The sequence below is a fragment of the Maritimimonas sp. 2405UD52-3 genome (assembly GCF_056591715.1).
The window spans coordinates 267,065-292,581 of record NZ_JBWQOL010000004.1 but is presented as its reverse complement, the minus strand read 5'-3'; the positions used below and the strand labels follow the sequence as shown (position 1 = coordinate 292,581).

The 25,517-nt window shown below is 33.3% G+C and carries 25 protein-coding genes; 9 read left to right on the top strand and 16 right to left on the bottom strand.

Annotated features, from left to right (window positions below; genetic code table 11):
* Window positions 1-70 precede the first annotated feature (70 nt).
* Window positions 71-697, top strand: coding sequence for a peptidase associated/transthyretin-like domain-containing protein (locus tag AC1EU5_RS11500; protein WP_480192536.1), 627 nt, complete (start codon window positions 71-73; stop codon window positions 695-697).
* Here AC1EU5_RS11500 and AC1EU5_RS11495 read toward each other — a convergent pair.
* On the bottom strand, window positions 689-1,579 hold the full coding sequence (locus tag AC1EU5_RS11495; RefSeq protein ID WP_480192535.1) for a DUF72 domain-containing protein: 891 nt from the start codon (window positions 1,577-1,579) through the stop codon (window positions 689-691). The genes AC1EU5_RS11500 and AC1EU5_RS11495 overlap by 9 nt on opposite strands.
* Before the next feature lie 92 nt (window positions 1,580-1,671).
* On the opposite strand from AC1EU5_RS11495, the gene AC1EU5_RS11490 reads away from it, so the two are divergent.
* Window positions 1,672-2,079, top strand: coding sequence for a glyoxalase (locus AC1EU5_RS11490; protein WP_480192534.1), 408 nt, complete (start codon window positions 1,672-1,674; stop codon window positions 2,077-2,079).
* Here AC1EU5_RS11490 and AC1EU5_RS11485 read toward each other — a convergent pair.
* From AC1EU5_RS11485 to AC1EU5_RS11475, 3 genes are all read right to left on the bottom strand, one after another.
* Window positions 2,053-2,781 (bottom strand): DUF3307 domain-containing protein, encoded by a 729-nt coding sequence (locus AC1EU5_RS11485; RefSeq protein ID WP_480192533.1) that lies wholly within the window; start codon window positions 2,779-2,781, stop codon window positions 2,053-2,055. The genes AC1EU5_RS11490 and AC1EU5_RS11485 overlap by 27 nt on opposite strands.
* Window positions 2,771-3,424 (bottom strand): SatD family protein, encoded by a 654-nt coding sequence (locus AC1EU5_RS11480; RefSeq protein ID WP_480192532.1) that lies wholly within the window; start codon window positions 3,422-3,424, stop codon window positions 2,771-2,773. Before AC1EU5_RS11480 ends, AC1EU5_RS11485 begins: the two co-directional genes overlap by 11 nt.
* Window positions 3,425-3,523: 99 nt before the next feature.
* Complete coding sequence (locus AC1EU5_RS11475) at window positions 3,524-4,201, bottom strand: DUF2461 domain-containing protein (protein ID WP_480192531.1); 678 nt, start codon at window positions 4,199-4,201, stop codon at window positions 3,524-3,526.
* Between the two features lie 130 nt (window positions 4,202-4,331).
* On the opposite strand from AC1EU5_RS11475, the gene AC1EU5_RS11470 reads away from it, so the two are divergent.
* From AC1EU5_RS11470 to AC1EU5_RS11460, 3 genes are all read left to right on the top strand, one after another.
* Entirely contained in the window at window positions 4,332-4,748 is a 417-nt protein-coding gene (locus AC1EU5_RS11470; protein ID WP_480192530.1) for a hypothetical protein, read from the top strand.
* Between the two features lie 220 nt (window positions 4,749-4,968).
* Complete coding sequence (locus AC1EU5_RS11465; protein ID WP_480192529.1) at window positions 4,969-5,433, top strand: YybH family protein; 465 nt, start codon at window positions 4,969-4,971, stop codon at window positions 5,431-5,433.
* A 5-nt stretch (window positions 5,434-5,438) separates the two neighbouring features.
* Window positions 5,439-6,899, top strand: coding sequence for a serine hydrolase domain-containing protein (locus AC1EU5_RS11460; RefSeq protein WP_480192528.1), 1,461 nt, complete (start codon window positions 5,439-5,441; stop codon window positions 6,897-6,899).
* Here the strand turns inward: AC1EU5_RS11460 and AC1EU5_RS11455 are convergent.
* The 11 genes from AC1EU5_RS11455 to AC1EU5_RS11405 all read right to left on the bottom strand — a co-directional run bounded on the left by AC1EU5_RS11455 (window position 6,896) and on the right by AC1EU5_RS11405 (window position 17,918).
* Window positions 6,896-8,359 (bottom strand): magnesium chelatase, encoded by a 1,464-nt coding sequence (locus tag AC1EU5_RS11455; protein WP_480192527.1) that lies wholly within the window; start codon window positions 8,357-8,359, stop codon window positions 6,896-6,898. The two genes, AC1EU5_RS11460 and AC1EU5_RS11455, sit on opposite strands and share 4 nt — an antisense overlap.
* Window positions 8,360-8,457: 98 nt before the next feature.
* Window positions 8,458-9,582 (bottom strand): vWA domain-containing protein, encoded by a 1,125-nt coding sequence (locus AC1EU5_RS11450; protein ID WP_480192526.1) that lies wholly within the window; start codon window positions 9,580-9,582, stop codon window positions 8,458-8,460.
* 45 nt (window positions 9,583-9,627) lie between these two features.
* Window positions 9,628-10,224: a bifunctional phosphoribosyl-AMP cyclohydrolase/phosphoribosyl-ATP diphosphatase HisIE gene (gene hisIE / locus AC1EU5_RS11445; RefSeq protein ID WP_480192525.1), complete on the bottom strand. Its 597-nt coding sequence runs from the start codon at window positions 10,222-10,224 to the stop codon at window positions 9,628-9,630.
* Window positions 10,225-10,334: 110 nt separating this feature from the next.
* Window positions 10,335-11,090 carry an imidazole glycerol phosphate synthase subunit HisF gene (hisF, locus tag AC1EU5_RS11440; protein WP_480192524.1) on the bottom strand — a complete coding sequence of 252 codons (756 nt, stop codon included), beginning with the start codon at window positions 11,088-11,090 and terminating at the stop codon, window positions 10,335-10,337.
* An 86-nt stretch (window positions 11,091-11,176) separates the two neighbouring features.
* On the bottom strand, window positions 11,177-11,902 hold the full coding sequence (gene hisA, locus AC1EU5_RS11435; protein ID WP_480192523.1) for a 1-(5-phosphoribosyl)-5-[(5-phosphoribosylamino)methylideneamino]imidazole-4-carboxamide isomerase: 726 nt from the start codon (window positions 11,900-11,902) through the stop codon (window positions 11,177-11,179).
* A complete protein-coding gene (gene hisH, locus AC1EU5_RS11430; protein WP_480192522.1) occupies window positions 11,899-12,480 on the bottom strand; it encodes an imidazole glycerol phosphate synthase subunit HisH in 582 nt (193 codons plus the stop codon). The genes hisA and hisH overlap by 4 nt, the downstream gene beginning before the upstream one ends.
* Window positions 12,481-13,614 (bottom strand): bifunctional histidinol-phosphatase/imidazoleglycerol-phosphate dehydratase HisB, encoded by a 1,134-nt coding sequence (gene hisB, locus AC1EU5_RS11425; protein ID WP_480192521.1) that lies wholly within the window; start codon window positions 13,612-13,614, stop codon window positions 12,481-12,483. It lies immediately after the preceding gene.
* Window positions 13,615-14,658, bottom strand: coding sequence for a histidinol-phosphate transaminase (gene hisC / locus AC1EU5_RS11420; protein ID WP_480192520.1), 1,044 nt, complete (start codon window positions 14,656-14,658; stop codon window positions 13,615-13,617). It lies immediately after the preceding gene.
* Window positions 14,651-15,940, bottom strand: a complete 1,290-nt coding sequence (gene hisD, locus AC1EU5_RS11415; protein WP_480192519.1) for a histidinol dehydrogenase — start codon at window positions 15,938-15,940, stop codon at window positions 14,651-14,653. Before hisD ends, hisC begins: the two co-directional genes overlap by 8 nt.
* On the bottom strand, window positions 15,940-16,797 hold the full coding sequence (hisG, locus tag AC1EU5_RS11410; RefSeq protein ID WP_480192518.1) for an ATP phosphoribosyltransferase: 858 nt from the start codon (window positions 16,795-16,797) through the stop codon (window positions 15,940-15,942). The genes hisD and hisG overlap by 1 nt, the downstream gene beginning before the upstream one ends.
* A 218-nt stretch (window positions 16,798-17,015) precedes the next feature.
* Window positions 17,016-17,918, bottom strand: a complete 903-nt coding sequence (locus AC1EU5_RS11405) for a patatin-like phospholipase family protein (protein ID WP_480192517.1) — start codon at window positions 17,916-17,918, stop codon at window positions 17,016-17,018.
* Between the two features lie 164 nt (window positions 17,919-18,082).
* Between AC1EU5_RS11405 and AC1EU5_RS11400 the strand changes: the two genes are divergently transcribed.
* The 3 genes from AC1EU5_RS11400 to lysA all read left to right on the top strand — a co-directional run bounded on the left by AC1EU5_RS11400 (window position 18,083) and on the right by lysA (window position 21,115).
* Entirely contained in the window at window positions 18,083-18,577 is a 495-nt protein-coding gene (locus AC1EU5_RS11400) for a hypothetical protein (RefSeq protein WP_480192516.1), read from the top strand.
* A 5-nt stretch (window positions 18,578-18,582) separates the two neighbouring features.
* Window positions 18,583-19,818 (top strand): peptidase T, encoded by a 1,236-nt coding sequence (pepT, locus tag AC1EU5_RS11395; protein WP_480192515.1) that lies wholly within the window; start codon window positions 18,583-18,585, stop codon window positions 19,816-19,818.
* 91 nt (window positions 19,819-19,909) lie between these two features.
* Window positions 19,910-21,115 carry a diaminopimelate decarboxylase gene (gene lysA / locus AC1EU5_RS11390; protein WP_480192514.1) on the top strand — a complete coding sequence of 402 codons (1,206 nt, stop codon included), beginning with the start codon at window positions 19,910-19,912 and terminating at the stop codon, window positions 21,113-21,115.
* Here lysA and AC1EU5_RS11385 read toward each other — a convergent pair.
* Window positions 21,112-22,746, bottom strand: coding sequence for an aminopeptidase P N-terminal domain-containing protein (locus AC1EU5_RS11385; RefSeq protein WP_480192513.1), 1,635 nt, complete (start codon window positions 22,744-22,746; stop codon window positions 21,112-21,114). The genes lysA and AC1EU5_RS11385 overlap by 4 nt on opposite strands.
* 323 nt (window positions 22,747-23,069) lie before the next feature.
* Between AC1EU5_RS11385 and thrA the strand changes: the two genes are divergently transcribed.
* Window positions 23,070-25,517, top strand: coding sequence for a bifunctional aspartate kinase/homoserine dehydrogenase I (gene thrA, locus AC1EU5_RS11380; RefSeq protein ID WP_480192512.1), 2,448 nt, complete (start codon window positions 23,070-23,072; stop codon window positions 25,515-25,517).

The window sequence follows — 25,517 nt, the reverse complement described above, 5'->3', positions numbered from 1 at the left end:
ACTTCTCACAATCATTTTATTAGGAATAAAATAACTGCTAACTTTCAAAATATCTTAAAAAATTAAAGATATGAGATTTTTGTTGATTGTATTTTTACTAAGCATTGGTTGTGCAAATTCTCAAAAAAGCGAAAATCTGAAGGAGAACATTGGTGGTCCTTGCCAAGGATGTGAAGCAATTTATGAATATGGAAATAAGATACTAAATTCAATAGATACCTTACCAGGTTTTGAAACTGCTACTCAAAAAATGAAAGTTGTAGGTACTATTTATAAGAGTGATGGTAAGACACCTGCAAAAGACGTTATCTTATATGCCTATCATACAGATGAAAAAGGAATCTACCCAAAAAAAGATGGTTCTGAAAGATGGGAACGACGCCATGGTTATATTAGAGGTTGGATTAAAACAGATCAAACAGGTAGCTATACATTGTATACATTTAGGCCCGCTTCTTATCCTAATACTACCATTGAGCAGCACATTCATTTAACTCTTAAAGAACCTGATAAAAATGAATATTATATTGACGACATCACTTTTTCGGATGATCCTAATCTGAGCAATAGAACTAAAAATCGTCAAAATCCACGTGGTGGAAAAGGAGTAGTCACACTCAAAAAAGAAGGTGATTATCTTATAGCAAAACGCGATATAGTTCTAGGAGAAAATATTCCTAAGTATCCATTAAAATAAGGTAGGAGGCTCTTTACCCATTTGAGGAATCACCAAATTAGTATCCAATGCTGTGTTTAAATTTTTAATAAAATGAGCTGAAAGTAATGGCGAGGCTTTCTCTAAGTTCTGGTGAACAAAAAAATGAATTTTCTCTAACCCATTTTCTACCCAATTTTTTAATCGCACTACCCAATCATCTAGTCGATCATAATCACTTTCATGGTTAGCGCCTACATAGCGTATAAAAGCTTCATTATTGGTAAGTCGCATATGCATAATATCTCGTCTTCCAGCAGAATCTACTAATACATTAGCAATATTATTTTCTTCTAGCAAATGATATAATTCTTGAGCAATTTTAGCATCATTAAACCAACCTGTATGTCTGAATTCCATAGCTAAAGGTACTTCCTTAGGCCAATCTTCTGCAAAATTTATTACTCTATCAAAATCTTTGGGAGCAAAATTAGCATGCATTTGTAAAAAAATAGTCCCTAGTTTTTCTTTGAGATTTGCAGCAGCATATAAATAATTGTCTACTGATTCGGCTATGTCATTCAATCGTTTCCAGTGACTGATCTCTTGGTTTAATTTAGGGAAAAACTTGAATCCCAGTGGCGTCTTTTCATACCATTTTTGAAATTGTTCTGGAGGGAAAAACCTATAAAATGTTGCATTTAACTCAATACTATTAAACTGCGTTGCATAATACTCTAGTTCATCTTTAGTGCCACGAGGATAAAATCCTTTTAAATCTTGTCGATTCCATTTAGCGCAACCAACATATACCTGTAACGGATTTTCATTTTTCAATTTTGTTAACACCACTTTAGTATCAAGATGATCTTTAGGTAAAGTAAAATCTATAGTTTCAGGATGCTGAACACTTCCAAATTTCATATGAAAAAAGTTAATAATTTGTTGATAACAATAATTTTTCTGTTCATAACAAATATAAGCAATCTGTACATTTATAGGAAACTTCGCTACTCATGAATTCAAGAACTCACGACCTACTGAAGTCAAGACCTGAAATTCCAACAGCCATTGTTTCAGATACCATGTCAAATGATGAGCAATTTCAAAACAAAACATTAAGACCCATTATTAAGTTGCAGAATGATTTGTTTCTTGAGGTATTCAAAAATTACATCCGTAAAAGAAAATACGGATTTTATGACTTAAACCTTGAACAACGCTATGCGTATATTGAAAATGCAATTCAGCGAGATACTAAGTTTAGAAACTCTTTAAAAGGTATGGTCATCGGTCAATTTACCATTGAAGAGTATGATCTTTATATTGAAAATTCTTCAGCGCTAAATAAGAGAATGATGAATTTAGTGACCGAACGTTTAAAAGATCAAGTTCAACTATTTGAGTACGAAATAGCGAATTAGTAAACCAACTGCTATACATATTGCGAAGCTCATTAGTGTGCCTATGAGTACATATTCGGTATGCTTACGGGCTCCTTTTACATCACCAAAGCGTAGTATAGATTTAGCACCAATTAAGAAACCTATAGCTGAAAAATTACTTGAAAGAATAAAGGTCAATACCAATATTCGTTCAAAAACACCAATAAAACGTCCAGCTTTTTGTAGGCTTTCTTGCTCAGTCTCTTTCGCAATTTCTTTTTGCCAACGTTCTGTAGCTTTTCCAATAACAAAACCTACCGGAAAAATTACAATCACATACCCTATAAGTATAGCTAGTGCCTTTTTTGAAGTAAAAAATGTTCCTAGCGTTGGTAAAATATCATATAAACCATCTACTAAATAGATCCAAGCTAAGACAATCACTAGAATATGTAAGAATTGATCTATCAAGAAATACTTCAGGTTATCCTTTTTCTGATTGAGTTTCCAGAGATCAATAAAGAAATGAGTAATGGCTATCACAATAGGAATTAAAAATTGGGACCATTGTTGTAATAATAAATATGTGAAGAATCCTGCCAAAAAGCTATGCACATATAAATAACCTGATCTGGCTTTATGAGCACGTTTATGCTCCACCATTTTTGTGTTTTGAAACACAAAATCGGTTAATACATGTGCCAAGAGTAATTGTAAAAGTATTGTAGTATTAGCTTCCATCTTTAACAAAAGTACTTATGGCTGATTTATATCGTTTTAATAGCAAAGCAATAGAGTCCCAATTGGCTGCCTTTTTTCTGTGGTTCACTGCCGATTGATTAATACCTAAAATATTCGCTATCTCTTTTTCTTTATGCCCTTTTAAAAGATAATACACAACTTCAGCTGAAGCCCTACTCCATTTGCTCATTACACTATCTAATAAACTAAAACTCGCATTGAATTCTTCATCCAAATTAGAACTTGCAGTCTTTAGTGATAAACGTGGGTAGTCACCTTTCATAGTATCTAACGTTCTCCCTGAAAATTGAAATGCTTCACCATTTGATTCTAAAATAGATTCACGTTTTAAATCCACTGTACCAATGCCAATAGCTATTCTAAAATCGGTTAAACCGGATATTTTCTTGTTACTATGTTCAATTTTATTAATGGCAGTTTTCAGCTGTAATACATGATCAAGTGCATCTGAAGAATTTAAAATAATTCCTTGAAAACTATCTCCTCTAAATATTTTAAATTCCGTATCGCATTGATTTTGAATACTTTTAAATTCATTATTTAAAGTATTTAAAACAATATTAAGTTCTTCTGATGTATATAGCGAAGAATCTATTAAATCTCCTGTTATTACTGTTTGCATGCTCCAAATATATATAAAAATATTAGTCTGCAGGCTAATAAAGCATAAATATTAGTCTGTAGGCTAATAAAGTATAAATATTAGTCTACAGACTAATTATTAATCTATTAATGAAACACCATTTAAATCAGTGGTTAAGACCTCACTCATATAATCAAAATAAGGGCGAATGGTTTTAAAAGATTTGTCAATTTCTTTCAAGAAATCAGCAGAAGTAACTTCTTTATCAGAATATTTCTTGGTAAATATGAATTGTTTTTTCTTAATAAGGTCTATATCAGAATGTTCTTTATTAAAACCTTTAGGAGCAGTTTTTACTTCATCACCTACTATATCACCCCATACCTCTTTAAATTTTTTTGCGTTTATGATTTTTCTAAATTCAGTAGCATCTAATTCTAATTCTTTACGAATACGCATTAAGTCAGCAGAATTAGGCTGCCAGAAGCCGGTAGCTATAAATGAATCACCTGGAGCAATGTGTAAATAATAACCACCACGTAAACGTGGTTTTGTTCTTCCAAAAGATCCACCAAAATGTGTTTTATAAGGCGTTTTATCCTTTGAAAAACGTACATCACGATAAATTCTAAAGAGTTTCATTTTATCAATATCATCATGGGTATTCAAATTGTCGTTTATAGCCGTATAAAACTGTTTGACATCAGCTTCCAGGGTTTTAAAATGCTTTTTATTCTCGGTAAACCATTCACGGTTATTATTCTTTTTTAAGTCTTTAAAAAAACTGAAGACATCTTTAGAAATTTGTAAGGCCATTTGATAAAATTTTAATGCTTTTAAAGATAGAAAACTTCATTCACTTATAGTTAAATATTTTGTTAACACCCATAATTTAATTACTTTGGAGGCATCTAATTTACTATTAACCAATTAATTATTAAAAGTTATGACTGATCAAACTACAAGCAAAGTACCTGTGTGGTTTTGGATTGTTTCCGTTATTGGGCTTCTTTGGAACGCCTTGGGAGCTGACCAATATATAGGGCAAGCATACCAAACCGAACGATGGAAATCAGCTCTTACTGAAAGTCAAATTGAAATAGCTAATAATGTACCATCATGGTACACTGCTGTTTTTGCGATTGCCGTTTTTGGAGGACTTATAGGATGTGTACTATTACTTCTTAAAATGAAATTAGCTTATACTGTCTTGCTAATCTCATTAATTGCCGTACTTATTCAAATGAGTTATATCACATTTTCTTTAAAAATGGCGAATGCAATGACACCTATGATTATAATTGTATCGTTATTTTTAGTATGGCTGGCTAAAAAGGGTATAGCTAATGGCTGGCTAAAATAAAATTATATATATTAAAATTTTGAGGTGCCATCTGGCACCTTTTTTTATGCTAAATGAATAGATAATTTACTCATTATCGCACAAAAGTTACTATTTACAACTAAAAACTGACTATGTATGAAATTTTACTTTCATTAGATTTTGATATTTCCTAACTTGTATCGTAATTATTTGATAATCAGTTTTAAAAATCAAATAAATTTAATTTAAATCTATCGAAATGCAATATTTAACATTTATTTCCTGCCTTCTATTAACATTTTCTCTACACTCACAGGATGGAAATGATACAAAAGAAATCAAAAAGATTATTACAACAATTGCAGAAGGTTGGAAAGAAAAAGATATCGAGAAAACCACCAAGTATTATGACGACAATGTGGATTGGACCAATGCTTTTGGCGATCGCATGCAAAATAAAGACGATTTAAAAACTTTATTAACGGAAATCTATTCTCTTGATTTCGTAATGAAGGGCAAATCTGAAAACCAATACAACGATATTGATTTTTTAGCGCCAGAGATTGCTGTTGTACGTTCTAAAACAGTAGTAAAAGGACAAGAATGGGGTGATGGTACAGCTATGAAAGATAGGCATAACCATCATTTAATGGTATTTCAAAAGAAAGATGGAGAATGGAAAGTAATCAGTCATTTGATAAGCCAGGCTTGGACAAAAAAATAATACTAATGACAATTAGAAATTTATCATTTTGCTTCGGGATTACCCTAATCGTATTTTGGTCTTGCCAAGATGCCAAAAAACAAGAGTATGATTCAAACCTTGTATTAAAGACACAAAATTCACTTACCAATATCCTTAACAAAAAACAACAAAAAAGCATTGATTCAATAGCTCAAAGCTTCATTGATGGTGGCATGGTCATGGGGCTTTCAATTGCCATTACACATAGAGAAACAACTTTTTATAACAAAGGGTTTGGGTTTGTTGATTCCGCTCGAACGAAACCGGTAAAAAATGATAATATTTTTTTAATAGCTTCCATCTCAAAATTAATTGGAGCAACTGTGGTTATGAAATTAGTTGATGAAGGTAAAATATCATTAGATCAGTCCTTATATGAGCTTCTTCCCGATTATCCAAATAAAGAGCAAGCAAAGAAAGTTAAATTACATCATTTGATATCTCACACTTCAGGTTTACCTGAATATACACCTATAATAGACACTATATACGTTAGAACAGGAAAAGAACCATCTAAAAATGACTATTATAATATTTTTGAAAAAACACCCTCCCCCTACGAACCAGGTGAAGGCTATCTCTATAATAATTCTGGTTATGTTCTTATGTCTATGATTGTTGAACGTATGACCGGTAATACTTTCCAAGCTGAGATTGATAGAATTATAAATAAACCATTAGACATAAATATCAAGTTAATTAAAGAGGCAACTAATCATCCTAATACAAGTCAATATTTCATATTAAAGGATACCTTATTAACACCAACTAAGCATTGGACTTGGATAAAAGGTGATGGTGGTTTAACAACTACGGCTGTTGACTTACTAAAATTTCATAAAGAGTGGTCAAGTGGAGCTGTCATTTCCAAAAAATCTTACAACAAAATGATCACTCCTAGAATTTTAAATAACGGAATAAAATCAGGATATGGATTGGGCGTTCGAACTGGTGAATTCGGAGGTTTCAAAATAATAGGTAGAACGGGGGGACATTATACAAGATGGGCGCATTTAGCAAACTATCCTGAAAAAGACCTAACCTTATTAGTGTTTGTGAATACTGACAGAACTCCTTCTAACGCCGGATCAATTGCGAGTGCTATATCGCTAGTGCTATTGGATAAACCCGTTCCTAACTTTAAAGGTAAAAATGAATTGGCAATTGATAATTTAAAGCAATATGAAGGGATATATGGACGTCATAAAGGTGATAAAGAACAGGTGAAAATCTATATTAACCTAGAAGATAATCACTTATATTATACTTTTGCAGCTAACGCTTCAAAAGGTGAAAAAATGTACCATTCTGGAAATGATTCCTTCTGGATTGAACGTTGGCCCATGGATAAATTAGTTTTTGATAAAGATAGAGATGGAAACATTATAGCATTTAAGGAATACTATGACGGTTTTTTCCATGAGTTAAGGCAAAAAATGAATTAAATATTCTTGATATAACTACTATAAGGATCGTTAAACTTATACCCTTTCGTGAATCGTTTCTTATCTAATTTCTTGTGCTCTACAAGTGCCCATAAAACAAACTCTTTTAGAAAATCTTTGTCAGAATCAGGAATACTGTCTTGATATTTATCAATTAGTTTCGTCAATGGTTTAATGTCTCCCAGTGAATCTTGATATTCAGCATCATTCATATCATCCAACAACTCGAAACTTCCTTCTTCAAAAAACCATTCTATAATACCATCATAAGGTGTTTCAGCATCTTTATGTTCTAATTTTGGTATGTCTGGAAAATATTCAGAAAACAATGTTTTTATGCTGTCACTTAACAGTTGTCTCGCTACAAAAACAGAACCTTCTTGTTCACCTTCATATACTAATTCTACTTTACCAATAATGGCTGGCGTCACACCTAAAAAATCAGATAAACGAATCGTAGTTTTCTCATCTCCTGACAAAATACTTCTGCGTTCAGCAGTACTTAGTAAGTTCTCAAAACCTGTAATACTCATTCTGGCACTCACACCACTTTTAACATCTATATAATCACTTTTACGTGCTTCAAAACTAATTTGTTCTAGTAACTTCTTAGCTAATTCAGGTACATATATTCTTTCCACTCGTTCTGTATCTACCTTAGCCTCCTGCTCTGTAATAAGCTGTGCAATTTCTACTTTTTCAGGATAATGCGTTAGAATTTGCGAACCTATTCTGTCTTTTAATGGCGTCACAATACTTCCTCTATTAGTATAATCCTCAGGGTTGGCTGTAAACACAAACTGAATATCTAAAGGTAGTCTCAGCTTGAATCCACGAATTTGAATATCTCCCTCTTGCAAAATATTAAAGAGAGATACTTGTATACGTGCCTGTAAATCAGGCAACTCATTGATTACAAAAATAGAGCGGTTTGCCCTGGGAATCATTCCGAAATGAATCACACGATCATCAGCATAACTTAAACGTAAATTCGCTGCTTTTATGGGGTCTACATCCCCTATTAGATCGGCGACTGTAACATCTGGTGTTGCCAATTTTTCGGAAAAACGCTCATCTCTATGTAGCCAGGTAATAGGTGTGTCATCTCCCTTTTCAGTTATTAAATCTGATGCATATCTAGAAATTGGAATCAAAGGGTCATCATTAATCTCTGATCCTTTTACTACCGGAATATATTCATCCAGAAGCTTGACCATTAATCGTGCTAGGCGTGTTTTTGCCTGCCCCCGCAGACCTAATAAATTGATGTTATGACGCGATAAAATTGCAGTTTCTAGTTCTGGTATCACCGAATGCTCATAACCCCAAACACCTTCAAAAACCTGTAAACCGGTCTTAATATTCGCTATTAAATTATCGCGCAATTCATCTTTTATAGATTTTGATTGATAACCTACTTTTTTTAGTTCTCCTAATGTTTTTATGTTTTCTATTTTCATCCTATGTTATCATTCCTGCTTCCGATAGCTATCGGAAGCAGGAATCCATTTTTTGTTTTAGTTTATAAAACCCTTCGACTCCGCTCAGGGTGATAGATTTATCCTTTTATATTTTTCTTTCTGTTATTTTCGTAATCTTCAAAAATCATTTCTCCCAATCCTTTTAACCCCGTAAAGAATGCTTTTCCTTTATTTGCCTCAGAAAAATGACGCACAAATTGCATCAAATAAGGGTCTTGAGCAATCATAAATGTTGTAATGGGTATATGCAATTTTCTGGCCTGTGCTGCCATGGTATAACACCGTTCAACAATATGCTTGTCTAAACCTACACTGTTCTTATAATAAGTGCCATCTGGTAAGCGCATACAACTAGGTTTACCATCAGTAATCATAAATATCTGTTTGTTAGTATTACGTTTTCTACGTAGAATATCCATCGCTAATTGTAATCCCGCAACCGTATTTGTGTGATATGGCCCCACATTCAAATAAGGCAAATCTTTGATAGAAATGGGCCAGGCATCATTACCAAATACAATAATATCAAAGGTATCTTTAGGATATCGTGTTGTGATCAATTCAGCCAACGCCATAGCCACTTTTTTTGCAGGTGTAATTCGATCTTCACCATACAATATCATACTATGGCTAATATCTATCATCAATACAGTACTCATCTGTGCCTTGAAATTGGTTTCTTCAACCACCAAATCATTTTCATTGATGGTGAAATCACCAATTCCATGATTAATCTGGGCATTTTTTATGCTTTCGGTCATAGAGATACGATCGAGTGTGTCTCCAAATTGATAATTTCTGAACTCACCTGTTTGTTCATCACCTACTCCAAGAGATTTTGTTTTATGATTTCCTGATCGGCTGCGTTTTAGCTTACCAAACATTTGATCTAGTGCTCTTTGTCTGATAGCTCGCTCAGTCTTTGCTGTGATCTTTAAACCGTTTCCACTACCATTAGGCTGGATTTCTTCACGCAAATACCCTTTCTTTTTGAGATCTTCAATAAAATCATCAATCGTATAATGAGGCGTAGTGAGTTCATATTCTTCATCCAATTGGCGTAGCCAATCAATGGCTTCATCTACATCTCCAGAAGTATGCACAATCAACTCCTGAAAAATCTCAAATAACTTTTCAAAAGGTGACTGCTCTTCGGCTTTAAATGTATCAAATATGAATCCTTTCCTAATGCTTTGCGCCATTGTATAAAAATACGACTAAATCAGATGAAAAACATTAAAGAATTGTTAATGTCTTTTCTTCAGAACTTCGGCGATATCATTCAATGAAAAACCTTTAGCTTTTAACAAGATTAAATAATGAAATAAAAGGTCGGCCGCTTCGTTCAAAAAAAGTTGATCATTCGTGTCTTTTGCTTCTATAACTGTTTCAACAGCTTCCTCTCCTACTTTCTGCGCTATTTTATTGATGCCTTTTCTGAAAAGGGATGCTACATAGGAATTTTCATCGTTTTGGTTTTCTTTTCTATTTTGAATGATAGATTCAAGTTCAGACAAAAATCCATAAGATGGGTTATTGGGTTCATTCCAACAAGTATCAGAGCCTGTATGGCAAGTGGGCCCGTTAGGATGTACGCTTATAAGCAAAGTGTCATTATCACAGTCTAGCTTAAGGTCTACCAAGCTTAAGAAATTACCACTCTCTTCTCCTTTAGTCCATAAGCGCTGTCTAGAGCGGCTAAAAAAAGTCACTTTTTTAGTTGATAGTGTTTTTTCATAGGCCGCTTCATTCATATAACCTAACATTAATACATTTTTGGTTATTGCGTCTTGAATGATGGCTGGCACTAAGCCGTCTTTATTTTTATTGAAGTTTATATTCATAAGTTTTAATTGTCATTCCTCCGTCCTGATAGTTATCGGAGGCAGAAATATATTAGTTTTTTTACGATTCATATTGATGAGATTCCTGCCTTCGCAGGAATGACAAAGATTTATAACCTTACAAGAATATTATTCTCCCTTAACTCTCTTTTCAAATCGGCTATTTCAATTTCTTTAAAATGAAAAACGCTTGCCGCTAACGCTGCATCTGCCTTACCTTTAATAAAGGTATCTGCAAAATGTTGAATTGTACCTGCTCCTCCCGAAGCAATTATTGGAATATTCACTTCCTTTGATAATCTCGCCAAAGCTTCATTTGCAAAACCATTTTTGGTTCCATCATGATCCATTGATGTGAAGAGGATTTCTCCTGCGCCTCTTTGTTCAACTTCTTTTGCCCATTCAAAGAGGTTAACTTCCGTTGGCACCTTACCACCAACTAAATGCACCTTCCAATTACCATTAATTTGCTTGGCGTCTATAGCTACCACAATACATTGATTGCCAAATTTGTTAGACAATTCATTAATGAGTTCAGGATTCTTAACAGCCGCAGAATTTATAGAGACCTTGTCTGCGCCACAGTGCAGCAAATCATCTACATCTTCAACTGAAGAAATACCACCACCAACTGTAAAAGGAATATTAATTCGTTCGGCTACTTTCAACACCAAGTCATGTAGGGTTCTTCTTCGTTCTTCAGTAGCCGAAATATCTAAAAACACCAATTCATCAGCCCCAGCTTTAGAGTAAACATCTGCCAATTCAACCGGGTCACCAGCGTCCCGCAAATCAACAAAATTGACACCTTTTACAGTACGTCCATTTTTAATATCTAAACAGGGTATGATTCTTTTTGTTAGCATAATTCACATTCGTCATTGCGAATGAAATGAAGCAATCTGTTTAAAAGATTGCTGCGTCGTTCGTTTCGAACTCCTCGCAATGACCTTTAATTATTAATTATATAGTTTTCTAATTGTTTTAAACTAATTCTATTTTCATAAATAGCCTTTCCTATGATGGCTCCCTCACATCTAATTTCTGCCAACTTTGGTAATTCATCAAAAGCCGAAATGCCACCTGACGCAATTAACCTTATGTTACTTACTTCGGTCAGAATCCTTTTATAAAGCTCAAAAGAAGGACCTTGCAGCATTCCATCTTTAGAAATATCTGTACATATAACATATTGAATTCCTTTCTCTTGATAATTTTTTATAAACGGAATTAATTCCTGATCACTTTCTTCCAACCAACCACTTACAGCTATTTTCTCATCTAGAGCATCTGCACCTAAAATGATTTTCTCTGCACCAAACTTTAGGATCCATTCCTCAAATATTTCAGAATCTTTAACCGCTATACTTCCTCCTGTAATCTGATTTGCGCCACTTTCAAATGCTATTCTTAAATCTTCATCCGATTTCAAACCACCACCAAAATCAATTTTTAAATCCGTTTTAGTTGCAATTTGTTCTAATACTTTATAATTGACTATATGTTTTGACTTAGCACCATCAAGATCAACTAAATGTAAATATTGAATACCATGTGTTTCGAACTCTTTGGCAACCTCAAGTGGTTTTTCATTATATACTTTCTTCGTATCGTAATCACCCTTAGAAAGGCGAACGCACTTTCCATCAATAATGTCTATTGCAGGTATAATTCTCATAACTCCAAAAAGTTTTTCAATAGTTGCTCACCCACTTTACTGCTTTTTTCAGGGTGAAATTGAACCCCATAAAAATTATCCTTTTGCAGCGCTGTTGAATATTCAATACCATACGTGCTAGATGCTATAGTTTCTTCACACAACGGAGCATAATAGCTATGTACCAAATACATATAATCACTTTCATTTATATCCTTAAATAATTCTCCTTTTAAATTTGAAATCTGATTCCATCCTATTTGGGGTACCTTTACTTTATGATTAAATTTCACTACATCATCTTGAAAAATACCTAAACCTTGGGTGTCTCCCTCCTCGCAATAACGACACATTAATTGCATACCCAAGCAAATACCCAAAACAGGTTGTTTTAATTCTGGAATCAATTTATCCAATCCAGTAGCTTTCAATTTTTTCATAGCATTACTGGCCTCACCAACTCCTGGAAAAATAACTTTATCAGCAGCTTTAATCTCTTTTGCACTATCACTTAACAGGGCTTCATACCCTAAGCGCTTAAGGGCAAACTTAATGGATTGAATATTACCAGCACCATAATTTACAATGACTATTTTCATCTATAACATGCCTTTGGTTGACGGTAAAATCATTTTCTCCACGTCTCTATTTTTTGCCATTTTTATAGCTTTTGCAAAGGCTTTAAAAATAGCTTCTATTTTGTGATGCTCATTAGTACCTTCCGCTTTAATATTGAGATTGGCTTTAGCGCCATCAGTAAACGATTTGAAAAAATGGTAAAACATTTCCGTTGGCATTTTTCCAATCATTTCACGTTTAAAGTCTGCTTCCCAAACAAGCCAATTACGCCCTCCAAAATCAATAGCAACTTGGGCAAGACAATCATCCATTGGTAGACAAAATCCATAGCGCTCAATACCTAATTTATTTCCTAATGCCTTTCCAAAAACTCCTCCTAAAGCAATAGCTGTATCTTCTATGGTATGATGCTCATCAACTTCAAGATCACCTTTAACCAAGATATCCAAATCCATTTGACCATGGCGTGCTAACTGATCTAACATATGATCAAAAAAGGCTATCCCAGTATCTATGTTACTCTTACCTGTTCCATCAAGATTGAGTTTAATAGAAATATCCGTTTCATTGGTCTTTCTTGTAATCTCAGCCACGCGGTCTTTCAGCTTTAAAAACTCATAAATTTTTTGCCAGTCATTGCTTTCTAAAGCAATTGACTTCTCTAGTTCATGATCGCTAACACTCGTTTCACCAACACCTAGATTTGTTTCATCATCAATAAAGATACCTTTTGCTCCTAAATTTTTAGCGAGCTCCATATCTGTTAATCGGTCTCCAATGACAAAAGAGTTTTGAAGATCATACTCCTCAGAAAAGTATTCAGTCAGTAGCCCGGTTCCAGGTTTGCGCGTATTTGCATTTTCATGCGGAAATGTTCGATCAATAAATATTTTATCGAAAACAACTTCTTCATTTTCAAAAGATTCTAAAATGAAATTGTGTACGGGCCAAAATGTTTCTTCTGGAAAAGCATCAGTGCCTAATCCATCTTGATTCGTAATCATTACTAACTCATAGTCCAACTCCTTAGCTATTTTACCCAAATATGTAAACACCTTTGGGTAGAATACCATTTTATCAAAAGCATCAATTTGCTCATCTGCTGTTTCCTTAATGATGGTTCCATCTCTGTCAATAAAGAGTACTTTTTTCATTTATAGTTCTTTTAATACTTCTATTAATCTTTTGTTTTCTTCTTTTGTACCTACTGTAAATCGTAGACAGTTTTCGCATAAAGGTTGGTTTGACCTATTTCTAATAACAATTCCTTTGTCAATAAGTTCATGATATCGCCTATCTGCATCATCTACTTCTATTAATAGAAAATTGGCATCTGTTGGAGATATTCTCTTTACAAATTCTATCTTAGATAATTCTTCTCTAAGTTTTGCTCTCTCTGAGATTATCTTAATTACCTCCTTTGATACTGCCTTTTGATCAAGCACTCTTTTAAGAGCCCTTTCTTGTGTCAGTTCATTCACATTGTAGGGAGGTTTGATCTTATTTAAAAGCCCTATTATTTGGGTAGATGCATAACAAATACCTAAACGAATACCAGCCATTCCATAGGCTTTAGATAAAGTTTGTGTTACAATAAGGTTGGGAAACTCTTCCAAACGCCTTAGCCATGATTCTTTATCCGAAAAATCTATATAGGCCTCGTCAATCACCACAATACCGCTAAAACCTTTAATTAGTCGTTCAATTTTGGTTGCTTCAAAAGAGTTGGCGGTTGGATTATTTGGTGAGCATAAAAAAATAAGTTTAGTGTTGTTATCAATAGCTGAAAGTATTTTCTCGGTATTGGGTTGAAAATCTTCAGCTAACAATACCTCTCTATTTTCAATAGCATTTGTTTCTGCCAGCACCTTATACATACCATATGTAGGAGGCAGTGTAATTACATTATCCTTTTCAGGATAGCAAAACACACGAAAAATTAAATCTAAAACTTCATCACTGCCATTGCCTAAAAGAATGTTTTCAATTTCTAGACCTTTTAAACTAGCTAAGGCTTTTTTGAGCTTTAACTGTTGTGGATCTGGATAACGATTAACTCCACTTTCAAAAGGATTTTCATTGGCATCCAAAAAGATCATATCTGTATCAAAATCCTTGAATTCATCTCTAGCCGATGAATAGGGCTTCATCTCTAATACATTTTCACGAGCTATACTTGAAAGATCAAAACTATTCATCTTCAACGCTTTTAAGTCTTAAGCTAATAGCATTTTTATGTGCTTGCAAACCTTCGGCTTCAGCCATTAATTCTACAGCAGGACCAATTATTTTAAGACCTTCTTTTGAAATTTTCTGAAAAGTCATAGCTTTCATAAAGCTGTCAAGATTTACACCACTGTACTGTTTTGCATAGCCATTTGTAGGCAAAGTATGATTTGTGCCTGAAGCATAATCTCCAGCGCTTTCAGGTGTATAATTTCCTACAAATACTGAACCTGCATTTTGAATATTCTCAATATAATAATCCTCACTTTCTACGCAAATAATAAAATGTTCAGGACCATATTCATTAATAAACTCTAAAGCTTTAGCATCATTTTCCATCAAAATTAATTTTGAGTTATTGATGGCTGTCACAGCAATTTCTTTTCTTGGTAATACTGCAATTTGCTTTTCTAACTCAAATTCTACTTTATCGATTAATTTTGCTGAAGTGCTAACCAAAATAACTTGGCTATCCTTACCATGTTCAGCCTGACTCAATAAATCAGAAGCAACAAAAGAAGCATTTGCAGAAGTATCTGCTACCACTAGCAACTCGCTAGGGCCGGCGGGCATGTCTATAGCAGTATTGAACTTAGTAGCCAGCTGTTTTGCCACTGTAACATACTGATTACCCGGTCCAAAAATCTTATACGTTTTTGGTATCGTTTCCGTACCAAAAGTCATTGCCCCAATAGCTTGAATACCTCCAACTTTAAAAATTTTTGTAACACCGCACAATTGTGCTGCATATAATATTACAGGATTGATGTTACCATTTCTATCTGGTGGAGAGCAAAGGATAATCTCTTGACAATTTGCAATAGATGCCGGAACTGCCAGCATTAATACTGTTGAAAATAGTGGTGCCGTCCCTCCTGGAATATAAAGTCCAACTTTTTGAATAGGTTTTTTTTCTTGCCAGCAAGAAACACCTTTTAACGTTTCAATCGTTATCTTTTCTGTTATCTGAGCCTTATGAAACTTTTCAATATTACTTTTTGCCAATCGAATGGCTTCTTTTAGATCAGTAGAAATTTCAGCGGCAGCTGTTGTTATCTCTTTTTCAGAAACTAATAGACTTTCTATTTGCACACCATCAAACAAGGAAGTGTATTTTTTGAGTGCTTCATCACCTTTTTGCTTAACTTCATCAAATATTTGGGTAACGGTCTCCTCAATATCCTCTATTGATTGTGTAGGTCTTTTTAATAATTCCGTCCACTCTGCTCTATCAGGATTAATTATCTTTTTCATTACAACACCATTTTTTCTATTGGGCAAACCAATATTCCTTCAGCTCCAGCTTTTTTTAATTCATCAATAATTTCCCAAAACTGGTTTTTACTAATTACTGAGTGTACTGAGCTCCAATCCTTTTCTGCTAAGGGTAGTACCGTTGGACTTCGCATACCAGGCAAAACATCTATGATATCTTGTAATTTATCATTAGGGGCATTTAGCAGTACGTACCTTGATTGGCGCCCCTTTAAGACTGATTGAATCCTGAATTGCAACTTATTCAGCAACTCTTGGTTCTCTTGAGATATTTTTGGTGATACAGCTAATACAGCTTCAGAGGTCAAAAGTACTTCTACCTCTTTCAGGTTATTTTTGAACAAAGTACTCCCACTGGAAACAATATCGCAAATACCATCGGCCAAGCCAATATTTGGTGCAATTTCTACTGAGCCATTAATGATATGTAAATCTGCATTAATACCTTTTGACTCAAAGTAACTTTTAACGGTATTTGGATATGATGTTGCTATTTTCTTACCTTCAAAATAGTTACTGTTAGTATACAATTCAGATTTAGGTACCGCAAGGGAAACTCTACATTTAGAAAATCCCAGTCGTTCAACAAAGTCTATATCGTTTCCTTTTTCAATCAAGACATTTTCTCCAATAATAGCTATGTCCACCACTCCATCACGCAAATACTGAGGTATATCTCCATTTCGCAGATAAAATACTTCTAATGGAAAATTTCTCGAAGATGCTTTCAATTGATCTTTTCCATTGTCAATTGCAATACCGCAATCTTTTAAGATTCTTAGAGAATCTTCATTTAATCTACCAGACTTCTGTATGGCAATCTTTAATTTACTCATTTTTAATCTTCATTTTGTCTGAATACATCATATCAAGAAATGAAAAACCCGCTTGATGTACTCAAACGGGTTTAAATATATTTTTTTATTACAGCAAATACATTTTCAACTCGCCTGAGCGAACATATGAAAATGGTGATGATGTAATTGTGTTAAATTCATGGTTTCTTTTATCATTACAAATATTTAGAATTTAATTTTATAAATCCAAATAATTTTCAATCTTTTAATTTATTCATTTCTAAATATTGCTTTTGGGCATGTTTGTAACCATACTTCCACCATTTTTTCATTAGCTTCTTATTAAAGACCAAAGAGTTTGTAGTTAAAACGGTAGGCGTATAATATAGATTCAATTTTACATCTTTATGTTTAGCCTCTAATTTACCAATACTTACATTATGACGTTCAACATGATCTAGCATAAACTCAAAGACATTGCTCATTAGGGTAAATGGGTTTTTTGAAGGTAGTCTATTCAATTGGGAAATTTCTGTTTCTAAAATAATAGCATCAACTTCTTTGGCTCCGCGTAAAATGGCTTCCTGTATAGGTACTAAACAACCAAAACCGCCATCTGCATACTCAAATTTATCTTTTCTGAGTAAGCTCATAAATGGCACATAGTTGCACGACGCCCAAATCCAATCACAAAAATCTTTATACTCATAATCCTTAATAGATTTATATTCAACTTGATTTCTGGTAAGATTTGATACGGTTACAATAACATCTTTATCAGATTCTTTGATCCTATTAAAATAATCTTCTGTAACATATTTTTTAATAAACTTTCTTAAGTTCTTACTCTCTCCAAACGTACGGCGACCATTAATAAAATTCCATAATGTGTTCAAATGATTTACACTTACTACTTTTTCACCATGTACCGTTTTTACTACAAAAGGATTATTGCTAAAAATCTTGCGTTGTGTTACCGTGGTATAAATAGCTTTTAGGTCATATAATTTTCCTAAGGCCAAATGAGATACCATAAGACTACCTGTTGAAGTCCCAAGAAAAAGATCATAATCTTTTTCTTTTTCTTCAATCAAGTATTCGGTCACGCCTCCTGCAAAGGCTCCTTTGCTCCCACCGCCAGAAATTACCAAAGCTTTCATAAAAATTTAGATACTAGCTTGCTGTTATTCGTAAAACTTATACTTTTGGTAAACTCTTAAAATTAATATTAATTGTGTTAAAAGTCAACTATCAACCTCTTATCAAAACTTCCTTTTTATTAGCTTTCATAATATTAGTGTTTGGCTGTCAAAAAAATGATGTATTGAAGGAGTTTAACTGTGAAACGAAATCTGATATAGGTACAACTAAGGAAATTCGTGATATTTTAAAGAAGTTTAGAATTCAGCTTCCTATTGGATGGAAAAAACAACTATACTACGATGAGTATAAATCACAAATTTATGCCGCTGATACTACAAAACAATTAACAGAAACTTACATCATAGATATAGCTTGGTATCAAGGTGAATTATATTTTGATGAAGATTTTGAACAAAAGATCAATGATACATTAAGAATTAGAGAAAAATTACTCCCAGTTAAGTCAGGGTTTGGAAAATTTCATAAAAAAGACATGTATTGGAACCTTTCAAGAGGTTTATACAATAACTATCCTTATAATTTTTTACAGGTTTACATTAAATCTGAAATAGATGAGTATTTTTTACTAACCACCAAAGTATATGGTGATGTCAATGTTGATGGGCGCTTCTGCGAATCTTTAAATATTACTGATAAGATAAAATTCATCCAATAATTACTATGGAAAATATTATAGATCGTTTCATTAAATATGTAAGAATAGATACCCAATCAGACCCTGAAAATCCTAAATTTCCTAGTACTGAAAAGCAATGGGATTTAGCAAAAATTCTCGTTGAAGATTTAGAAAAAATAGGAATGAAAGATGTTACTTTAGATGAGAATTGCTATATCATGGCAACATTGCCAAGTAATATTGATTTTGAGGTTCCTACTATTGGGTTTATAGCGCATATAGATACAAGTCCTGATTATTCAGGAACGAATGTTAATCCTCAAATTCATGAAAATTATAGTGGAGAAGACATTGTTTTAAATACAAAGGAAAACATCATCTTATCTCCTGATTATTTTGAGGATTTACTTTTATACAAAGGACAAACATTGATTACTACTGATGGCACAACACTTCTTGGGGCTGATGATAAGGCTGGTGTTACAGAAATTGTTTCTGCTATGGAATATTTAATTCAAAACTCTGAAATTAAACATGGTAAGATTCGAGTAGCTTTTACACCTGACGAAGAAGTGGGTAAAGGAGCACATTTATTTGACGTTGATAAATTTGGAGCTGAATGGGCATACACAATGGATGGAAGTCAGGTAGGTGAATTAGAATATGAAAATTTTAATGCGGCTGGAGCCAAGGTAATTATTGAGGGTAAAATAGTACACCCTGGATACGCCAAAGGCAAAATGGTGAATTCAATGTTGATTGCAAATGAATTTATATCGGCATTACCTAAAAATGAAATTCCACAGGAAACAGAAGAATATCAAGGTTTCTATCATCTATATGCTAACAAGGGTTCTGTTGAACAAACAGAATTACAATATATCATTAGAGATCATGACAAGGGGTTATTTGAAGAACGTAAAGCTAACTTCGGGAAAATTACCGATAACATTAACAAGAAATTAGGTATAGACTTAATTTCTGTTACCATAGAAGATCAATATTACAATATGAAAGAGAAAATTGAACCTGTGATGCATATTGTTGACATAGCTGAAGAGGCAATGAAAAGTTTAGGAATTCAACCAATAATCAAAGCTATTCGAGGTGGTACGGACGGATCTCAACTTTCATATAAAGGACTCCCCTGCCCTAATATCTTTGCGGGCGGTCATAATTTTCATGGACGTTATGAGTATATTCCTGTTGAATCTATGGAAAAAGCTGTTCAAGTAATTGTAAAGATAGCTGAGTTGACAGCTGAACGAACTAAAAATTAACAGGAAATCAAAATATGTTTGTTTTTAGGAATTAACTACTTCTAGAATATTGTTATTTCTATTTTTACCCACCAATTATGAATCATAAATTATGACTTCTGAATTTTTATTAGACCTAACAAAGAAATATGGTACTCCTTTATATGTGTACAATTCCGATAAAATTGCTTCTCAATATGAGCGCATTACAAGTGCCTTTAAAGATGTGCAAAGTTTAAGGATAAACTATGCTGCAAAAGCATTGTCAAATGTTAGCGTCTTAAAATTCATAAAAACATTAGGTTCAGGTCTAGATACTGTATCAATACAAGAAGTTCAATTGGGACTTAAAGCAGGTTTTGACCCCAATGAAATTATTTATACACCTAATGGTGTATCATTAGAAGAGATTGAACAAGCCAGAGAACTTGGTGTACAAATAAACATTGATAATATTTCCATTTTAGAGCAGTTTGGACAGAAGTATCCTGAAACACCTGTTTGTATACGTATCAATCCACATATTATGGCTGGAGGAAATAGTAAAATTTCTGTGGGGCATATTGATTCTAAGTTTGGCATATCCATTCATCAATTACCACATATTCATAGAGTGGTTGAAAATACGGGAATGTTGATCAATGGTATTCACATGCATACAGGATCAGACATTTATGACGTTGATGCTTTTTTAAGAGCTACAGAAATTCTTTTTAATGCAGCAAAGACCTTTGAAAATATTGAATTTATTGATTTTGGAAGCGGCTTCAAGGTACCATATAAAGAAGGTGATATTGAAACGGATATAGAAGAACTGGGTAAAAAATTATCACATCAGTTTAATAATTTCTGTAATGACTTTGGTAGAGAACTTTCTTTGATGTTCGAACCTGGAAAATTTTTGGTGAGCGAAGCAGGAAAATTTTTAGCAAATGTTAATGTAGTAAAGCAAACTACTTCAACTGTTTTTGCAGGAGTTGATTCAGGCATGAATCATCTGATACGCCCTATGTTTTATGACGCCTATCATCATATTGATAATATATCTAACCCTGACGGTAAGCAAAGATTTTATAGTGTTGTAGGATACATTTGTGAAACTGATACACTAGGAGCTAACAGAAGAATTAGTGAGATCAGCGAAGGTGACATCTTGTGTTTTAGCAATGCTGGCGCCTATTGCTTTTCTATGGCTTCAAATTATAATTCAAGGTATCGACCTGTAGAAGTATTGGTAGTCAAGGGAAAAGACTTCCTTATAAGAAGGCGAGAAACTATAGATGATCTTATCAAAAATCAAGAAATCATTGAGTTTTAATCCAGCTTAGGCAATTTAAAATTATCTAGAACACTTGTTTGTTTCATCATTTTTTCAATCTTATCTGATTTTCTAGGAGCTCTAGCAGATAAATTGACGGGACCATTTTTTGTAATAAGAATATCATCTTCTATACGTACAGCAATTCCCCACCATTTTTTATCACATGGGCTACCATCAGGAATATAAATTCCTGGTTCTACAGTAATGACCATATTCTCTTTATATGGACCATAATTCCCAGGATCATGAACATCTAAACCTAGATAATGCGAAGAACCATGAGGATAGTAATTATGTTTCTCATCCAAGGATTTAATAATTCCAAGTTCAACAAGGCCTTTATTGATAACTTCTATAGTAGCTGAATTAGGTGCATTAAATGGGTTTTCAATTTTTGCTTCTGCTATTCCTGCTTCCTGCGCCCGGTATACTAAATCATATATAGCCTTTTGCTCAGGCGAGAACTTGCCATTTGCAGGTATTGTTCTAGTGACATCAGCTGTATAGCCACGGTACTCAGCACCCAAATCCATTAACACAAGATCATTACCTACTTTGGTTTTATTGTTTTCAATATAATGTAGAATACAGCCATTATTTCCACCTCCGACTATTGAAGGGTAACCTTCATACTCTGCACCATATTTTTTATAAACAAACTCATGTACACCTTGTATTTCAGTTTCAGACATATTAGAATGCATGGCTTTCATAATTTCAATCTGTCCTACAGCTGAAATTTCAACTGCCTTTTTTAATAATTTGAGTTCTTCTTCAGATTTTATCTCACGCAAGGATCCCATCAATCCACCAAGTGTTAGTATATCTATATTCGTTTTAGGTTTTGAATCAAGTTTGAATGTAATTTTTTGCTTGAATTCTTTTCGTAATGCATTATTAGAAGCGGTTTGATAGCCAACCAACAATTCATCTTTTTTTAACTCAGGGTAGAAGTCAAGGTATCTACCTAAATTTTGAGCAACATTTGCACTATTTTCAATATCTGTAGACTTTATGACTTGATACAACCTATCTTTAGTAGGGTTAGGAACCAACTCTTTTTTGTAACCAATTTTCTCTTTGAGTTGTTCTGTTAAATCAAAAATATCTGCTGCATTTCTTGAAGAGTTTCTATAGTCATTTTTAAAATCAAAGATTAATACCTTATTAAATTGTTTAAAATCTATACCCAGATTAGCAAATTCTTCAGCTTGAAAAACTGTATCAAATCCAAGTTGTTCTTTAGTTCCTTTTACACCAAGTCTTCTACCTGTCCACATTTCTGCAGTAGGGTTTTTGCTTTGTACATACATCACTTCATCTACCATAGTGCCATCTAAAGCTACTTTTTCTGAAAAAACAACCAAAACTGCATTAGGTTCTCTATAACCTGTCAAGTAATAAAAATTGGGATCTTGATGGTACACATAATCTACATCATTTGCCCTATTTCTGATAGGGTTGGCAAAAAAAACAGCTACACTGTTTTGAGGCATGCTGCTGCGCAATGCATCTCTTCTATTTTCGTGAAAATCTGTTGATAAAAAATCTGTTGGTAACAGCTCTTGAGCACTTGAAAAAGTAATGCCCAATAAAGTAATAGAAGTGATTAAAAATTTCTTTATCATGACGACATTTTAATTTGGATAAAAATACAATTATAATTTTAGCAGAATAATAACATTTTTATTAAAAATATGTGAATAAAAATAGTAGTAAATACTAATGTCATAAAAAACGATACTAATGGTTGATTTAACTTGTATTTAATTTTTTATAAATTAACTTTGCTTGGTGCAAAACAATAAAAACATTCATATCACTTCATCTATTTTTGGCATTATCGGCCATACTACTATTTCTATTATGACCCTTCGGGGTTAATTTATAAATATATCATTCATTTAGTTCAGTTATTATTGTTTAATTATAGTTAGCAAAAAACATTAAGGTGAAAGTTTTAAAATTCGGCGGTACTTCAGTAGGCTCTGCTCAAAATATAAAATCGGTTATTTCAATAGCAAAAGGAAATCAGGAAAAGCAGATTGTTGTTGTATCTGCATTTTCTGGTATTACCAATTTACTTCTTGACAGCATTGAAAAAGCTTTAAAAGCCAAGCACAAAAAAGTTGATAAAATCGTTCAAGAAATTATTGATAGGCAAATCAACATTGTAAATGAATTAATAGACGATGAGCAAGCAAAAAACAAGGTTTATAAGTTCATACAAAATAAGCTTGAAGATTTAAAAGGGCTGTATAAAGGTATAGCCTTAATACAAGAAGTTACTCCTAAAGTTGAAGCAAAAATTGTGAGCTTCGGCGAGCTTATTTCATCATATGTTATTAATGAGGCTATGCAATCTCAAGGTTTAAATTCTGAGCGCTTAGATGCTCGCGATCTTTTAGTAGCCAATAATGTCTATACAAATGCTAGTGTAGATTTCGAAAAATCAAACACAAATATTAAACAAGCTATTGAGAAATCAAATGCTGATGTGATCATTATTCCAGGATTTGTTGCGGCTAATACCAGAAAAGAAACAACCGTTTTAGGACGCGGAGGGTCAGATTATACTGCCGCTATTTTTGCTGCCGCTTTGAATAGTGAAGTATTAGAAATTTGGACAGATGTAAGTGGTATGTATACTGCTAATCCAAAGATTGTGAAACAGGCAAAACCCATAACAGAAATTTCCTATCAAGAAGCTATGGAACTTTCACACTTTGGTGCCAAGGTTATATATCCACCAACTATACATCCGGCCTTAACTAATGAAATTCCAATATTAATCAAGAATACTTTTGAGCCTGAAAGCAAAGGTACCCTAATCACAAATGTATTAAGTAAAGATGTTATGCCGGTAAAAGGCATTTCTTATATAGAAAATATAGCATTGATTACCATAGAAGGATCAGGATTGATTGGTGTACCCGGAATATCAAAACGCATTTTTGAAACTCTAGGCTTGCATGATATTAATATTAAACTTATTACACAAGCGTCTTCAGAGCATTCCATATGTATTGGCATAGATGAAGAAAAAGCGATATTATCAAAACAGTTAATTGAAGATGTTTTTGAGTTTGAAATGTCTAAAGGAAGGATCAAACCTATAGATGTTGAAAAGGATTTGGCCATTATCGCTTTGGTAGGCGATCAGATGAAAAGTCATCAGGGTATCAGTGGTAGAATGTTTAGTACCTTAGGAAAAAACAATGTAAATATTAGAGCCATTGCACAAGGTGCTTCTGAAAATAATATTTCTGCTGTAATAGCAACAGAAGATGCAAAAAAAGCTTTGAATAGCTTACATGAGCATTTCTTTGAAGGAAATCTGAAGCAAGTTAATCTATTTATAACAGGTGTTGGAAACGTTGGCAGTAAACTAATTGATCAAATCAGGCAACAACAATTATATCTAAGAGAAAACTTAAGCATCAACCTTAGAATCATAAGTCTTTCAAATTCTAGGAAAATGGTGTTCAAAGAACATGGAATTGATTTAGAAAATTGGGAAGTAAGTTTGAGTTCTTCTGATGAAGCCGATTTGAGTGTCTTTTTAGAAAAAGTAATTGACCTAAATCTAAGAAATAGTGTTTTTGTAGATATAACGGCTAATGCTCATGTATCTAATATGTATCAAAAGTACTTAGAAAACAGTATTGCAGTAGTTGCTTGTAATAAAATTGCATGTTCTGGTAGCTTGAATGAATATAGAAATTTAAAATATTTGTCAAAGAAGTACAATGCACCATTTTTATTTGAAACGAATGTTGGTGCCGGATTGCCAATAATTGACACGCTTAATAATTTAATTACTTCAGGCGATAAAGTACATTCTATTCAAGCGGTGCTATCAGGAAGTTTGAATTTTATTTTCAACAATTTTAATTCAGATGGAAGTTTTCATGATGTGGTAAGGCAAGCACAAGAGGAAGGATATACAGAGCCTGACCCAAGAATAGATCTGAGTGGTGTTGATGTAGCAAGAAAAATTTTAATTCTAGCAAGAGAAAGTGGATATGAAATTGAACTAGACGATATAGAAAACACTTCTTTTCTTACAGATAGTAATTTAAATGCTGATTCTGTAGAGGATTTTTACAAGAGCCTTCAAGAAGAGGCTCATCATTTCAATAACCTTTATAACAAGGCAAAAGAAAATGATTGTAAATTAAAATATGTAGCAGAGTTTAATGAAGGTAAGGCCAAAGTTGGTCTCAAAGAAATTCCTGTGGGACACCCATTTTATAATTTAGAGGGTAAAGACAATATAGTGATGTTTTATACGAATAGATATAGCGAACAACCTATGATAGTAAAAGGTGCAGGTGCAGGTGCCGAAGTAACTGCTTCTGGTCTTTTTGCTGACATTATCAAAACGGCAAATGATTAG

Excerpts from the sequence above, each read along its gene's own strand:
- AC1EU5_RS11500 (WP_480192536.1), top strand. The coding sequence starts at position 71 with ATGAGATTTTTGTTGATTGTATTTTTACTAAGCATTGGTTGTGCAAAT.
- AC1EU5_RS11495 (WP_480192535.1), bottom strand. The coding sequence starts at position 1,579 with ATGAAATTTGGAAGTGTTCAGCATCCTGAAACTATAGATTTTACTTTA.
- AC1EU5_RS11490 (WP_480192534.1), top strand. The coding sequence starts at position 1,672 with ATGAATTCAAGAACTCACGACCTACTGAAGTCAAGACCTGAAATTCCA.
- AC1EU5_RS11485 (WP_480192533.1), bottom strand. The coding sequence starts at position 2,781 with ATGGAAGCTAATACTACAATACTTTTACAATTACTCTTGGCACATGTA.
- AC1EU5_RS11480 (WP_480192532.1), bottom strand. The coding sequence starts at position 3,424 with ATGCAAACAGTAATAACAGGAGATTTAATAGATTCTTCGCTATATACA.
- AC1EU5_RS11475 (WP_480192531.1), bottom strand. The coding sequence starts at position 4,201 with ATGGCCTTACAAATTTCTAAAGATGTCTTCAGTTTTTTTAAAGACTTA.
- AC1EU5_RS11470 (WP_480192530.1), top strand. The coding sequence starts at position 4,332 with ATGACTGATCAAACTACAAGCAAAGTACCTGTGTGGTTTTGGATTGTT.
- AC1EU5_RS11465 (WP_480192529.1), top strand. The coding sequence starts at position 4,969 with ATGCAATATTTAACATTTATTTCCTGCCTTCTATTAACATTTTCTCTA.
- AC1EU5_RS11460 (WP_480192528.1), top strand. The coding sequence starts at position 5,439 with ATGACAATTAGAAATTTATCATTTTGCTTCGGGATTACCCTAATCGTA.
- AC1EU5_RS11455 (WP_480192527.1), bottom strand. The coding sequence starts at position 8,359 with ATGAAAATAGAAAACATAAAAACATTAGGAGAACTAAAAAAAGTAGGT.
- AC1EU5_RS11450 (WP_480192526.1), bottom strand. The coding sequence starts at position 9,582 with ATGGCGCAAAGCATTAGGAAAGGATTCATATTTGATACATTTAAAGCC.
- hisIE (WP_480192525.1), bottom strand. The coding sequence starts at position 10,224 with ATGAATATAAACTTCAATAAAAATAAAGACGGCTTAGTGCCAGCCATC.
- hisF (WP_480192524.1), bottom strand. The coding sequence starts at position 11,090 with ATGCTAACAAAAAGAATCATACCCTGTTTAGATATTAAAAATGGACGT.
- hisA (WP_480192523.1), bottom strand. The coding sequence starts at position 11,902 with ATGAGAATTATACCTGCAATAGACATTATTGATGGAAAGTGCGTTCGC.
- hisH (WP_480192522.1), bottom strand. The coding sequence starts at position 12,480 with ATGAAAATAGTCATTGTAAATTATGGTGCTGGTAATATTCAATCCATT.
- hisB (WP_480192521.1), bottom strand. The coding sequence starts at position 13,614 with ATGAAAAAAGTACTCTTTATTGACAGAGATGGAACCATCATTAAGGAA.
- hisC (WP_480192520.1), bottom strand. The coding sequence starts at position 14,658 with ATGAATAGTTTTGATCTTTCAAGTATAGCTCGTGAAAATGTATTAGAG.
- hisD (WP_480192519.1), bottom strand. The coding sequence starts at position 15,940 with ATGAAAAAGATAATTAATCCTGATAGAGCAGAGTGGACGGAATTATTA.
- hisG (WP_480192518.1), bottom strand. The coding sequence starts at position 16,797 with ATGAGTAAATTAAAGATTGCCATACAGAAGTCTGGTAGATTAAATGAA.
- AC1EU5_RS11405 (WP_480192517.1), bottom strand. The coding sequence starts at position 17,918 with ATGAAAGCTTTGGTAATTTCTGGCGGTGGGAGCAAAGGAGCCTTTGCA.
- pepT (WP_480192515.1), top strand. The coding sequence starts at position 18,583 with ATGGAAAATATTATAGATCGTTTCATTAAATATGTAAGAATAGATACC.
- lysA (WP_480192514.1), top strand. The coding sequence starts at position 19,910 with ATGACTTCTGAATTTTTATTAGACCTAACAAAGAAATATGGTACTCCT.
- AC1EU5_RS11385 (WP_480192513.1), bottom strand. The coding sequence starts at position 22,746 with ATGATAAAGAAATTTTTAATCACTTCTATTACTTTATTGGGCATTACT.